Annotated in this window: 12 protein-coding genes and 1 tRNA gene; 2 read left to right on the forward strand and 11 right to left on the reverse strand. The window is 63.5% G+C overall.

From position 1 onward, the window contains the following. Positions 1 to 31: 31 nt before the first annotated feature. The 6 genes from FJ936_RS00795 to rpmH form a co-directional block, all read right to left on the reverse strand. Positions 32 to 592, reverse strand: coding sequence for a fasciclin domain-containing protein (locus FJ936_RS00795; RefSeq protein ID WP_141906013.1), 561 nt, complete (start codon positions 590 to 592; stop codon positions 32 to 34). A 210-nt stretch (positions 593 to 802) separates the two neighbouring features. Next, on the reverse strand, positions 803 to 2,773 hold the full coding sequence (locus FJ936_RS00800; RefSeq protein ID WP_141906014.1) for a protein-L-isoaspartate(D-aspartate) O-methyltransferase: 1,971 nt from the start codon (positions 2,771 to 2,773) through the stop codon (positions 803 to 805). A gap of 135 nt (positions 2,774 to 2,908) precedes the next feature. Beyond that, the gene (locus FJ936_RS00805) at positions 2,909 to 3,127 is read right to left on the reverse strand and encodes a hypothetical protein (protein WP_015314392.1); all 219 of its coding nucleotides are present in this window, start codon (positions 3,125 to 3,127) and stop codon (positions 2,909 to 2,911) included. A 401-nt stretch (positions 3,128 to 3,528) separates the two neighbouring features. Continuing rightward, positions 3,529 to 5,349 (reverse strand): membrane protein insertase YidC, encoded by a 1,821-nt coding sequence (gene yidC, locus FJ936_RS00810; RefSeq protein WP_015314391.1) that lies wholly within the window; start codon positions 5,347 to 5,349, stop codon positions 3,529 to 3,531. Positions 5,350 to 5,363: 14 nt separating this feature from the next. Beyond that, a complete protein-coding gene (gene rnpA / locus FJ936_RS00815; RefSeq protein WP_015314390.1) occupies positions 5,364 to 5,717 on the reverse strand; it encodes a ribonuclease P protein component in 354 nt (117 codons plus the stop codon). Positions 5,718 to 5,731: 14 nt separating this feature from the next. Further along, the gene (gene rpmH, locus FJ936_RS00820; RefSeq protein ID WP_008833937.1) at positions 5,732 to 5,866 is read right to left on the reverse strand and encodes a 50S ribosomal protein L34; all 135 of its coding nucleotides are present in this window, start codon (positions 5,864 to 5,866) and stop codon (positions 5,732 to 5,734) included. 277 nt (positions 5,867 to 6,143) lie between these two features. On the opposite strand from rpmH, the gene FJ936_RS00825 reads away from it, so the two are divergent. Further along, positions 6,144 to 7,631: a HAMP domain-containing sensor histidine kinase gene (locus FJ936_RS00825; protein WP_140660125.1), complete on the forward strand. Its 1,488-nt coding sequence runs from the start codon at positions 6,144 to 6,146 to the stop codon at positions 7,629 to 7,631. A 258-nt stretch (positions 7,632 to 7,889) separates the two neighbouring features. After that, positions 7,890 to 7,966 (forward strand) — tRNA-Arg (locus tag FJ936_RS00830). A gap of 70 nt (positions 7,967 to 8,036) precedes the next feature. Here the strand turns inward: FJ936_RS00830 and FJ936_RS00835 are convergent. The 5 genes from FJ936_RS00835 to FJ936_RS00855 form a co-directional block, all read right to left on the reverse strand. Then, positions 8,037 to 9,695: an FAD-binding dehydrogenase gene (locus FJ936_RS00835; RefSeq protein ID WP_141906015.1), complete on the reverse strand. Its 1,659-nt coding sequence runs from the start codon at positions 9,693 to 9,695 to the stop codon at positions 8,037 to 8,039. Between the two features lie 39 nt (positions 9,696 to 9,734). Next, positions 9,735 to 10,721 carry a Gfo/Idh/MocA family oxidoreductase gene (locus FJ936_RS00840; RefSeq protein ID WP_141906016.1) on the reverse strand — a complete coding sequence of 329 codons (987 nt, stop codon included), beginning with the start codon at positions 10,719 to 10,721 and terminating at the stop codon, positions 9,735 to 9,737. 124 nt (positions 10,722 to 10,845) lie between these two features. Continuing rightward, entirely contained in the window at positions 10,846 to 11,421 is a 576-nt protein-coding gene (locus FJ936_RS00845) for a YceI family protein (RefSeq protein WP_140615166.1), read from the reverse strand. Positions 11,422 to 11,490: 69 nt separating this feature from the next. Next, complete coding sequence (locus FJ936_RS00850; protein WP_141906017.1) at positions 11,491 to 12,063, reverse strand: cytochrome b; 573 nt, start codon at positions 12,061 to 12,063, stop codon at positions 11,491 to 11,493. Between the two features lie 59 nt (positions 12,064 to 12,122). Further along, positions 12,123 to 13,013 carry a LysR family transcriptional regulator gene (locus FJ936_RS00855; RefSeq protein WP_140789872.1) on the reverse strand — a complete coding sequence of 297 codons (891 nt, stop codon included), beginning with the start codon at positions 13,011 to 13,013 and terminating at the stop codon, positions 12,123 to 12,125. Between the last annotated feature and the right edge of the window lie 67 nt (positions 13,014 to 13,080).

Consider the following 13,080-nt stretch of genomic DNA (forward strand, 5'->3'; position numbering starts at 1 on the left):
GCCTGCCAACGCCCCCTTTCGCCGGAAGCCGTTACTTCGGCAACAGCACCTTGTTGACGACGTGAATGACGCCGTTCGACTGGTTGACGTCGGCGATCGTCACCTTCGCCTCGCCTCCGGACTCGTCCATGATGTAGAGCTTGCCTTTCTTGATCTCGGCCGTGAGCGTGTCGCCCGAGACGGCCTTCATCTCGTATTTGCCGCCCATCGCCTTGGCCTTCTTCATCATCTCGGCACCTGAAATCTTGCCAGCCACGACATGCGCGGTCAGCACCTTGGTGAGCTTGTCCTTGTTCTCGGGCTTGAGCAGCGTATCGACGGTGCCGGCCGGCAGAGCGGCGAACGCCTCGTTGGTCGGGGCAAACACGGTGAACGGACCCGCGCTTTGCAACGTGTCGACCAGGCCGGCGGCCTTGACGGCGCCGACCAGCGTCGTGTGATCCTTCGACTTGACCGCGTTCTGCACGATGTTCTTGGTGGCGTACATCGGCGCGCCGCCGACATTCGGGTTCTTGGCGTGGGCTGGGGCGGCAATCGCCATGCCGGCGACAAGGGCTGATACGGCGATGGTCCTGAATGTGGGCAAGCGCATGTGGTCTTCCTCCGGGTGAGGGCTGATCGGAATTGATAGCCTTTGGAAACGCACAAGCAGTCACGCCGCGCGAGTGCTCGCAGTTTCGCCGATCACGGGAACGTGAACGGAGCCCTGCTCAAAGAAATACCTGGACGCACCAAGCTTTCGACAGGCCTCGCCATCGAGGACAGGCCGACCCGTCAGGCGCTGGAAGTGAGTCCCGGGCATTCAGATGCCGAAGGGAAATGTATCCGGTACCTTGCCGATGCTGTCGGCCGGCTTGCTGAGCGGCGTGACCGCGGACGTTCGATCGAACCAGACGAAGGCATCGAACTGGCGGGAGACGGACGAGTCCATGTAATGGCTGAGCCGTTCAGTCTCCGGCCTGTAGATGACGCCGATATAGCGTTCCGGCATCGGCGCCGCCAGATCGGCGCCGAGCTGGCCATGGCGCTCAAAATCCAGCAGGAACGATGGTTTGCCGCTTTCGTGACACAGCCGCTCGAAGCTGCCCGGCATCGAGGGATTTACGTCCTTTACCTCCATCTCACGGTCCCAATCCGAGGCACAGGCGACAGTACCGGTATCCGTCCCGAAGCCGATCAGCGCCGTCTGGGCACCGAAGCGCTCCCGGCAGAGCTGGCCGATGTTCAACTCGTCACGGACAGTGCCCATGTCGGTATGCCGCGCGTCCCCGATATGGGAGTTATGCGCCCACACCACGGCCTTCGACTCCGGCCCATGCGCTTCGAGAAGTTGATCGAGCGTTTCGAACATGTGCCGATCGCGGAGATTCCAGGTCTCGGCGCCACCATAATACATCACGCGGTAGTAGCGCTCGGCCGACGCGACCAGACGTGCACTCTGCTTGGCGTCGAGGAGATCGCCGTCGCCCTCCGTCATGGATCGCTCGAACAGGTCCATGCACTGTCGCACAACCGCCTCTTCGCAGGTTCTGTAGCCCGGCCGCAACGCCGCGCGTCCGTAGGTGGTGGGCTCGTTCTGCCAGGGCATTAGACAGCCATAGCGCTCGCGCGCGACGGCGGCCGCTTCGGGATCGACCTTGTCGAGGTAGGCAAGCACCGTGGAGATCGAGCCGCTCATATTGTAGAGATCGAGCCCATAGAAACCTGCTTTCCGCGTATGATCGGGCACACCCCGGTTGTATTCACGCAGCCAGCCGATGAATTCGGACACCTCGGCGTTGCGCCACATCCAGGTCGGGAAGCGCTGGAAGAGTGGCTGCGCATCCGACTGCCGCTCCCCTCCGCGAACATATCGATTGATCTGCGCCGCATCCGGCCAATCCGCCTCGACGGCCACGATTGTGAAGCCGTGTCGCTGGAGAAGGCGTCGGGTGACAGCCGCACGGGCACGATAAAATTCCGAAGTGCCGTGGCTCGCCTCCCCGAGCAGGACGACGCGCCGGCTGCCGAACCGGTCGAACATTGCGCCGAAGGCCGGATTGTCGATCTGCGGCAAATCTTCGGCCGCCCGGGCAATTTGCTGCGGCAATGGAGGAGCGCGCGCCTCGCGCACCGACGCGTTTTCGTCGTGCCCGCCATGCTCGCCGATCAGCGGCACGAACATGACACCACCGAGGTCCTCTTCCTCGAACTTGTTTGCAGCAATCCGCGTGACGCGAACGAGCCGCTGGGAGTAGAGGTCTTCACCGACCGGGATGATCAGCCTGCCGCCGATCTCCAACTGCTCCTGTAAGCCGAGGGGGATGGACGTTCCGGCGGCCGCGACGACGATGGCGTCAAACGGCGCCTTTTCCTGCCAGCCTTTTGTGCCGTCGCCGACCCGGACCTCGATATTTCGATACCCGGCGGCATTGAGCCGCCGCTCCGCCTGCCGCGCGAGCGATCGATGCCGCTCGATGGTGAAGACGTGTTCAGCAAGTTCGGCCAGCACAGCCGCCGCGTAGCCCGAGCCGGTGCCGATTTCCAGCACGCGATCGGTCGCCTCGATCTCGGCCGTCTCCGCCATTTTCGCCACCATGAAAGGTTGCGAGATCGTCTGTCCGCTGCCGATCGGCAGCGGACTGTCCTCATAGGCGAATTCTTCGAAACCCTCGTCGACGAATTGCTCTCGCGCAACCCGGCGTACCGCATTCAGAACCCGCCTGTCATGCACTCCACGGCGCGCGATGTGCGCCTCCACCATCCGATGCCTGGCGTGCTCGAAATCCAGCATGAGAGCCTCCAATCAGGCGATTGATCGGATCGACGTGATGTCATCTGAAGAGCGAAGGCGTTTCGGTGGCATTCGCTCTCCCTGCTCCGGCAGACCATCCGGTCTTCCTCGGTAGCCCACGTCGATCGCGCAGGCTTATTGGTTGGTTCGCCCGGTCTGCCGGGGATTGACGCCGCCTTGCGGCGTGGTGTCGTTATCGACATCTCCCTTGAAAGTGTTCTCGCCGTCCAGTTCCTCGTCCTCGTCGAGAAGATTGCCTCCCTTGATCGTGCCCCTGGAGGCGCCGATTCCGGGATTCTGCTTCAAATCCTTGTTGGTGGGCTTGGCCGTCTTTGGGTGAATGTTGCTGCTCATCGGAATGCCTCTCTGCAAGTTGCATGTGATGAGGTCGATCCGCTGCACTGCCTTGAATTTGGATGGGCGCGCCGACCTGATCCTCTCACGCGGGAGCTTAGGAAGCCTTTTGCGCGAACTCTTGAACGCCGGATAAGTTCCATGCGGAACAATCCGGCAGCGGCGAGGGCCGGCTGATTTGCCGGCAATGACGGAGACCAGGAATTGCCGACTCGGTGCCTGTTTTATCGCGTGCCGGACCACCGCATCGCTGAAACTAAAAGGCTGGGCCCTGTAGAACACAGGACCCAGCCGTCAACTGTAGAACACAGGACCCAGCCGTCAAATCTGTTTGCTTGCCGAGACCGTCCAACTTTATGGCTCAGTCGCTGGGGCGGGCTCTCTTGCCAAAGAGGCGCCGGCTATTCCGCCGGTGACGGTTTCTTGCGGAACAGCGCCACCAGATTGTCCCACAGCTCGATCTTGGCGCCCTGGCGCTTCATGATCACGCCCTGCTGCAGGATCGACAGCGTGTTGTTCCAGGCCCAGTAGATGACGAGACCGGCCGGAAAGCCCGCCATCATGAAGGTGAAGATGACCGGCATCCAGGTGAAGATCGCAGCTTGCGTCGGGTCCGGCGGCGTCGGGTTCATGCGCATCTGCAGGAACATGGTGACGCCCATGATCAGCGGCCACACACCGATCATCAGCATATGCGGCAGCGTGACCGGAACCAGCCCGAACAGGTTGAAGATCGAGGTCGGATCGGGCGCGGCCAGATCCTGGATCCAGCCGAAGAACGGCGCGTGCCGCATCTCGATGGTGATGTAGAGCACCTTGTAGAGGGAGAAGAAGACCGGGATCTGCAGCGCCACCGGCCAGCAGCCGGCGAGCGGATTGATCTTCTCGGTCTTGTACAGCTCCATCATCGCCTGCTGCTGCTTCATCTTGTCGTCCGCGTATTTCTCGCGGATCTCGAGCATCTTGGGCTGCACCTTCTTCATGTTCGCCATCGACGCGTAGGACTTGTTGGCGAGCGGGAAGAAAATGGCCTTCACGATGACGGTGGTGGCCAGGATCGCCAGGCCGAAATTGCCGAGGAACTTGTAGAGCGTGTCGATCAGCCAGAACATCGGCTTGGTGATGAAGTGGAACCAGCCCCAGTCGATCAAAAGGTCGAACCGCTTGATATGGCGCTCTTCGGCATAGGCGTTGATCTTGCCGACTTCCTTGGCGCCGGCGAAGATTTCGGTCTCGACGGTCGCCGACTGGCCGGCCTCGACATTGATCGGGTCGGTCAGGAAGTCGGACTGGTAACGGTGGCGGCCATCCTCGAAATACGCATAGCGCGGCTGGAACGGCTGCTTCTCGGTCGGCACCAGCGTGACGGCCCAATATTTGTCGGTGATGCCGAGCCAGCCGTCGGTCGACTTGCCGGGCTGGTACTGCTTGTCCTTCTCGACCGACGCGTATTTGTGCTCCTGCAGGCCTTCCGTGCCGGTGAAGCCGATCAGGCCTTCATGCAGCACATAGGTGCTGGCGACGGCCGGCTTGTCGTAGCGCGTGACACGGCCATAGTTGAACAGCGAAACCGCGCTCGAGCCGGAATTCTGCACCGTGTCCGACACCGTGAACATGTAGTTTGCGTCGACGGAGAAGGTGCGCTTGAAGGTCAGGCCCTTGTCATTGGTGTAGGTGAGCGTCACCGGCGTCGACGGGGTCAGCGTCGGATTGCCGTCCACGCTCCACACCGTCTCCGCACCCGGCACCGCGCCGGTCTTGTCGTTGCCGACAAAGCCGATCTCGGCGAAATAGCCGGTGGGCAGCGCCTGCGGGTTGAGCAGCTCGATCTCGGGTGAATTCTTGTCGACGGTCTCGGTGTAGTGCTTGAGCTTGAGGTCGTCGAGCCGCGCGCCGGTCAAATTGATCGAGCCCTCGAGGCTCGGCGTGTCGATCTTGACGCGCTTGGATGCCGCCAGCGCCTGATCGCGGCCGGCCACGGTGACCACGTCACCACCGGGCGCGTTGGGAATGGCGCCCGGGGTGGTCGCGCCTGGGGCCGGTGTCGATGCGCCCGGATTGGCCGCATCGGCCGCCTTCTTCTGTTCCTCGACGCGCTGCTGCTCGATCTTGGCGGCCTCGCGCTGCGCCTCGCTGCGCGGCAGCACGTAGAAGTACTGCCATACCGCCAGGATCAGCACCGACAGGGCGATGGTGATGAAGAAGTTCCGGTTGTTTTCCATCGAGAGCCCTTGGCCTATCGTGTTCCGCGAAGTCGGCGGGAGAGTTCGGCCTTCAACTGGCCGAAAGGGGCGCGCAGCGCATCATCGCGCCCGACGATGACATAATCATTGCCGGGCACCATGTCATCTGCGGCATGGACGCGGACGGCTTCTTTCAGCCGGCGCCTGACGCGGTTGCGCACAACGGCGTTGCCGACCTTCTTGGTGACGGTGTAGCCGACGCGCGGCACCCCGCCATCGCCGCGGTCGAGGACCTCGACGAGGAAAAACCGTCCGCGTCGCTTTTCACCACGACGGACGGCCAGGAATTCCGCGCGTTTCAGAAGCCGCTCGGGATTTTGCCCCACTGGCTTGCCGGTTGCGGGCAACGATCTCGTCTCGCTTAGGCGCTGAGCCGCTTGCGGCCGCGGTTGCGGCGAGCTGCGACGACGCCACGGCCACCCTTGGTGGCCATGCGGGCACGGAAGCCGTGCCGGCGTTTGCGGACGAGTTTGGACGGTTGGTAGGTACGCTTCATTTGTTTTAATACCGCGGGGTGCGGCCCTTCTTGATTCTGTCACTTTGTAACAGGAGCTTTGCCGGGCCGGTTTTGGCGCGATCGAAACCGCGCCGGGACGAATGGCCCGAGCGTGAGCGGGCTTATAGAAAGAAGGGTTTTGGAAGTCAATCCGGCGTCGGCGCCCTAAAGACGCACCTGTTTTGGAGCATCTATTTTTCCGACCAAGGGAGAAATTGGCAAAAAAGCCGTAATCGCCTAATCTTGGCTGATCAAGTGATTGTGAAGATCGAGTCGCATGAACGAAGCCAGCCAAGCAGGGGAAGGGACCGGACCGGCGTCAGCCGCTGTCCGCACGGTACCGCTGTCGCGTGGTCTGTCGACGAAGCTGCTGCTGCTCACCATCGTTTTCGTGCTTTTGGCCGAAGTGCTCATCTTCCTGCCCTGGATCGCCAGTTACCGGCTGAGCTGGCTCAAGGAGAGGCTGAGCACGGCCGCAGCCGTGTCGATCGTGCTGGTGCAGGGCGAGTCGACCTCGCTGTCGCGTACGGCCCAGAATGACGTGCTGATGGCGATCGGCGCCAAGGCGATCGCGGTGCGCGACGGCGGCGTGTCGCGGCTTCTGGTGGTGGCCGACATGCCGCCGCAGGTCGACGAACACATCGATCTCGCCAGCGTCGGCATGATCAAGGGCATGACCGGCGCGCTGGATACGCTGTTTTTCGGCGGCGACAGGATGCTGCGCGTCTTCGGGCCGGTCGGCGACAGCGACAAGGAGTTCGAGCTGATCATGCCGGACTATTCGCTCCGCAAGGCCATGCTCATCTATTCGCGCAACGTCGCTTTCGTCTCGCTATTGATCTCGCTGTTCACGGCCATGCTGGTCTATGCCGCGATCGACCTGATCATGATCGGGCCGATCCGTACCATGACGCGCTCCATGCTCTCCTTCTCGGAAGCTCCCGACGACCCTGGACGGATCATCCGCCCCGCTGCTCGTTCCGACGAGATCGGAGTGGCCGAGCGCGAACTGTCGCAGATGCAGGAGCGGCTGCAAAAGATGCTGGCCGAGCAGAAGCATCTGGCCGACCTCGGTCTCGCGGTGTCGAAGATCAACCACGACATGCGCAACATCCTGGCCTCCGCCCAGCTGATGTCGGACCGCCTTCGCCTGGTCAAGGATCCGACCGTGCAGGCCTTTGCGCCGAAGCTTCTGCGCGCGCTCGACCGCGCCGTCTCCTATTCGGAGGGCGTGCTTCATTACGGCCGCACGCAGGAGCCGCCGCCGTCGCGCCGCAGGGTGAGGCTGCGCCAACTGGTCGAGGACGTGCACGGCCTGCTCGACATCGAGCAGGGCATCGAGTTCATCAACGCGGTCGAGATGGCTTTCGAGGTGGATGCCGATTCCGACCAGCTCTTCCGGGTGCTCACCAATCTTTGCCGCAACTCGGTGCAGGCGATGGCGGCCGATACCGAAAGCGCCGTGGTGCGGCGGCTGGCGGTCTCGGCCGAGCGCATGGGCAGCGTAAGCCGCATCGCCGTCACCGACACCGGCCCTGGCCTGCCGCCCAAGGCGCGCGAAAACCTGTTCGCGGCCTTCCGCGGCTCGGCGCGCAGCGGCGGCACCGGCCTTGGCCTGGCGATCGCGCATGAACTGATCAGGGCGCATGGCGGCACGGTGGAACTGGTCGAATCGATCGGCGGGCGCACCACATTCGCCGTCACCATCCCCGACCAGCCGGTGCGGCTCGACCAGGCCCGTGGCAGCCTGCGCCGCCCGGCCTGACGGCTTCCGTGCCGTTTCCCGAGATTACCACCTTGCGGACCCGTCGCTCTCTCCAACAGTTCCCGATCGCCAGGATCAGGCCAGTCACAGCGGCTCAAATGGCCGGGATGAGCGCCGGCATCGCCGCATGACAGGCTTGCGACAAAACTTTTGCCGGATCGGCTTGCTTTTCGCGAATTCAGTCGTTAGGGAACTGCACACATTCGCGGCCGGTCTTTCGGACCGGATCGCGGGGCCGTCGAAAACATGGCCTGATGCGCGCCCGTAGCTCAGCTGGATAGAGCACCAGACTACGAATCTGGGGGTCAGGAGTTCGAATCTCTTCGGGCGCGCCAAATCTCCTAAGCCGCGGTTTATTGGGTCGATGGCAGCGGCTCAGCCAAATGCCGGCAGCACGCCGCTGTCTCACCCCACTGAGCGTGCCGCCGCCCGGCCGGCGCTGCGGCCCGAGAAGATACAGCCGCCCAGGAATGTGCCTTCGAGCGCCGCGTAGCCATGCACGCCGCCGCCGCCGAAGCCCGCCACTTCACCGACCGCATAGAGGCCCGGCACCGGCTGGCCGCCGGCATCGAGCACGCGGCTGTCGAGATCGGTCTGCAGGCCGCCCAGCGTCTTGCGGGTCAGGATGTTGAGGCGCACCGCGATCAGCGGTCCGTTCGCCGGGTCGAGCATCTTGTGCGGCTTTGCCGTGCGGATCAGGCGGTCGCCGAGATAGGCGCGCGCGCCGCGCAGCGCGGTGATCTGCATGTCCTTGGAGAACGGATTGTCGAGTTGCATGTCGCGGGCGCGGATCTCGCGTTCGACCGTTGCGACGTCAAGCAGCGGTTCGCCGCCGGCCAGCGCGTTCATGCGCGCGACCAGTTTCGAAAGATCGGCCTCGACGATGAAGTCCTCGCCCTTTTCCATGAACGCCTTGACCGGGCCGGGGATGCCGCTCGTGGCGCGGCCGAGCACCTGGCGCCAGCTTTTTCCCGTCAGGTCCGGGTTCTGCTCCGAGCCCGATAGCGCGAATTCCTTCTGGATGATCTTTTTCGTCAGGATGAACCAGGAATAATCGAAGCCGGTGCTCATGATGTGGCTGAGCGTGCCCAGCGTGTCGAAGCCGGGATAGAGTGGCACCGGCAGGCGTTTTCCCCGGGCATCGAGCCACAGCGAGGATGGGCCGGGCAGGATGCGGATCGCATGGTCTGTCCAGATCGGCGCCCAGTTCTTGACGCCCTCGACATAGTGCCACATGCGGTCGCGGTTGATGACCCTGCCGCCGGCGTGTTCCGATATGGCCAGCATGCGGCCGTCGACATGGTCCGGCACGCCGGTGATCATGCGCTGCGGCGCGTTGCCCAGCCGCTTGGGCCAGTTTTCCCGCACCAGCCGATGGTTGGCGCCAATGCCGCCGGAGGCGACGATCACCGCCTGCGCTTGCAATGCGAAACCGCCTGATACGTCGCGCGGGCTCTTGTGGCCGCGCTCGACAGGACTCGGTTGCAGGATGTCGCCCTGTACGCCGGTCACGGCTGCACCCGTCCGCGTCAGGGCATTGACCCGGTGACGAAACCTGAAGTCGATCAATCCCCGCTTTTGCGCCTCGCGCACGCGCAGCACGAAAGGCTCGAGCACGCCGGGACCGGTGCCCCAGGTGATGTGGAAGCGCGGTACCGAATTGCCATGGCCGATGGCGTTGCCGCCGCCGCGCTCGGCCCAGCCGACGACAGGAAAGAATTTCAGGCCGCGCTCGATCAGCCAGGAGCGCTTCTCGCCGGCGGCGAAGCCGACATAGGCCTCGGCCCATTTGCGTGGCCAGTGGTCTTCCGGCCGGTCGAAGGCGGCGGTGCCCATCCAGTCCTCGAGCGCCAGGTCATGGGAGTCGCGGATGCGCATGCGCCGCTGCTCCTGTGAATCGACGAGGAAAAGCCCGCCGAAGGACCAGAACGCCTGGCCGCCCAGCGATTGCTCCGGCTCCTGGTCGACGATGATGATTTTCTTGCCCGCTTCCGCAAGCTCGGCGGCGGCAACCAGCCCGGCAAGGCCGGCGCCGACAATGATCACATCCGCGTCGTCAGCCATTTTTCCTCCCCAGGATTAGCCGGCTATGTAATGCGGGTTTCAGACGGTCTCCCAGCCGCCTGTGTCGCCGGCGCGGAAGATGGCGTCGATGACTTTCTGGTTGAGCACGGATTCTTCCAGCGTGAAGACGCGCTCCTTGCCGCCAAGAGCTGCCCGCGCGAAGGTCTCGACCTCGAGCCTGTATTGCTGCGTGCCGGGGAAGCGGAACACCTGGGCCTCGGTGTGGTTCTGGTTGTGCAGTTCGACGCGGTGATGGTCGTAGAGCCCGGCATTGAAGGGCGAGAACAGTTCGATGAAACCCTTCTCGCCGTGGAACACCATCACCTGCCGCGCCGCCATCTGCGTCGACAGGTAGAAGGACAGTTCGAAATCGCCGAAATCGGCGCGGATCGAGGAATAGATGTCGGTGCCGAATGTCTTGTCGCGCTCGATCGTCGCCTGTACGCGCAGCGGCTCCTTGCCGGTCGAGAAGCGTGTCGACACGGTCGGGTAGACGCCGATGTCGGGCAGCGCGCCGCCGCCGAGATCGAGCTTGTTGCGCATGTTGTTGGGATCGACATTGTAGTAGGAAAACGCGCCCTGCACATGGCGCAGCCGTCCGATGGCCCCGCTGGCGATGAGATCGCGCACCTTGATCCACTGCGGGTGGTAGATGACCATGAAGGCTTCGCAGACCAGCACCTTCTTCTCGTCGCGCAGCTTGATCAACGGCGCGATGTCCTTGGCATCGAGTGCCAGCGGCTTTTCGACCAGCACATGCTTGCCCGCTTCGATGGCTTTTGCAGTCCATTCGACATGCTGCGAGGTCGGCAACGGGATGTAGACGCCATCGACCTCGTTGGAAGCGAGCAACTCCTCATAGGAGCCGAAGGCATGGCGCGCGCCAAAGCGGTCGCCCAATGCCTTGGCCTTCGACAGGTCGCGGCTGGCGATCGCCGACAGCACGCCGTTCTCCGCTTCGACGATTGCCGGCAACAGCTGCTCGCGGCCGATCTTGGCCGTCGACAACACACCCCATCGGAACATCACGCTTCTCCCTATAGATTACAGGCAAGGAGGTTTGCCTGAAATCGCTGGAAAAGCCAATGCAGGTCGCTCGGTTCCTCGCCCCACGAAAGCGGGCAAGGAACCCAGGTACCTCAGCCGCGCGCTAGCCCCTTTTCCCGGTCAGCGTCATGTCGAAATCGACGACGTTGGAATAGAGCGGCGTGCCGACATCCATGCCGTAGCGCGAGCGCAGCACCTTGCCGGTGACATGGAATTTGATCGTCCCGCCCTTCAACCCGTCGAGCTCGGCGGTGAATTTTTCCGGAAACGTCTTGCCGCGCGCCGTCAGCCTGCCGGTGACAAGGGCCGACGTGTCGCCGGTGCGGGTCACGCTGGTCGAGCGGAACTGGATTTCGGGACTGTTGGTCGCGTCGAACACCGCGTCGGAGCGCAGGAACGCATCGATGCGGCCTTGGCCGGTGCCGACGCTTTCGGGATAGATGGTCAGGTCGACTTTCGAGCGGCCGACATCATTGTTGTCGATGCGGATCATGCCCTTGAAACGGGCAAAGGCGCCGTCGAACCCGCCGCCGCCGGCCTTGCCGATGGTGAAGCGGATCGCGGAGCCAGTTTGGCTGATCGTATAGCTGCCGGCGGCATCGCCGAGCACGACCGCCGCATAAACAGGCATGGCAAGGCAGGCGGCGATAGCCGCCAATCCGAGGATTCGCGCACGCATTGGGTTGTTCCTTGTTAGGAGGAAGCGCTCTCTGGCGTCCTCACCCCACAAACGAGACCAAGGCGCCTTCTATTCCCCGGCTGACGAAGGCGTGATCATACGCGCGAGCACCCCGTCGCGGAGCAGGAAACGGTGGCGCAGGGCAGCCGCGACATGCAGGGCGACAAGCGCCGCGCCGGCATAGGCGAGATACCAGTGTGCCGACGTCCAAAAGCTTTCGGCGGCATCGGATTCGCCGAGCGGCAGGTTCGGCATGACGAACAGGTTGAACGGCATGCTGGGAATCTCCAGCGTCGAGACCGACACCAGCGCCCAACCCGACAGGGGCAGGGCGACCTGGAAGGCATAAAGCGCCAGATGCGCCAGCGGCGCCGAGCGGCGCTCCAGGGCGCCGACAGAAGGCGGCAAGGGCGGTGCCGCATTGCCGAGCCGCCAGGCGATACGCAGGATGATGAGCCCCAGCAGCAGGAAGCCCAGGGATTTGTGCAGCTGGATCAATTCGAAGGCCGTGCGTTGGCTCGGGGTCCTGACCATGACGAAGCCGAGCATGAACTGGCCGATGAAGATAATCCCGATCAGCCAGTGGAGGACGATGGTTGCCCATCCATAGCGGGTCGCGGTGTTGGTGATTGAAGCCTGCATGCGAGGCGAACGTTGGCGCGGCCAGCTTTCTTCCCCTTGCCGACGAGGAGGAGAGTTGCCTACCCACCCACCTTGAAGAAATCGACGAAAGCCCTCAGCGCCGGCCGCATCTGGCGGCGGCCCGGATAATAGACGAAGAATCCGTCAAAGGGTGGGCACCAGTCCTCCAGCACGCGGATCAGCCGTCCCTCGGCAAGCGGCGCGCGGACATAGTCCTCGAAAACGAAGGCGAGCCCGGCGCCGTCGACCGCGGCCTGGGCGATCAGATGGTCCTCGTCGAGGATCAGCGGCCCCTGCACCGCGATCTCGACCTCCTCGCCGTCCTTTTCGAATTCCCAGCGGTAAAGGATGCCGCTGGAGAAGCGGAAGCGGATGCAGCGATGCTCGGCAAGGTCGCGCGGATGGCGCGGCCGGGGCATGGTCTCGAAATAGGATGGCGCGCCCACCACCGCGCCGCGAATGTCCGGCCCGATGCGCACCGCGATCATGTCGCGCTGCAGGCTCTCGCCGAGCCTGACCCCAGCATCGAAACCGCCTGCCACAACGTCGGTGAAGCGATCCTCGATGATGATCTCCAGCACGATGTCGGGATAGGCCGATGCAAAGGCGCTGAGCCGTGGCGTCAGCACCAGATGCGCTGACGTGCGCGGCACGCTGAGCCGCAAGTTCCCGGCGGGCCGGTCGCGCGCCTCGACAGCCGTCTCCAGCGCCAGGTCGATCTCGGAAAGCGCCGGGCGCAATCGCTCCAGCAATTGCGCGCCTTCCTCGGTCGGAGCGACACTGCGCGTGCTGCGCGCCAAAAGGCGCACGCCAAGCCGTGCCTCCAGGCTGGAGACCGCGTGGCTCACGGCGGAGGGAGCTATCGCCAGTTCCCTGGCCGCACCGCGAAAACTGCCGCATTGGGCAACAGCTGCCAGCACCGCGAGCTGTGAGAGATGTGCTCGATTCATTGATCTATTTCATGGAACGACCCGTACGAAGAAGAGCCGATTATCGAACGTGCTGCAAGGCGTTATT

The sequence above is a fragment of the Mesorhizobium sp. B2-4-13 genome (assembly GCF_006658535.1).
In the GTDB taxonomy this organism is placed as follows: Bacteria; Pseudomonadota; Alphaproteobacteria; order Rhizobiales; family Rhizobiaceae; genus Mesorhizobium; species Mesorhizobium australicum.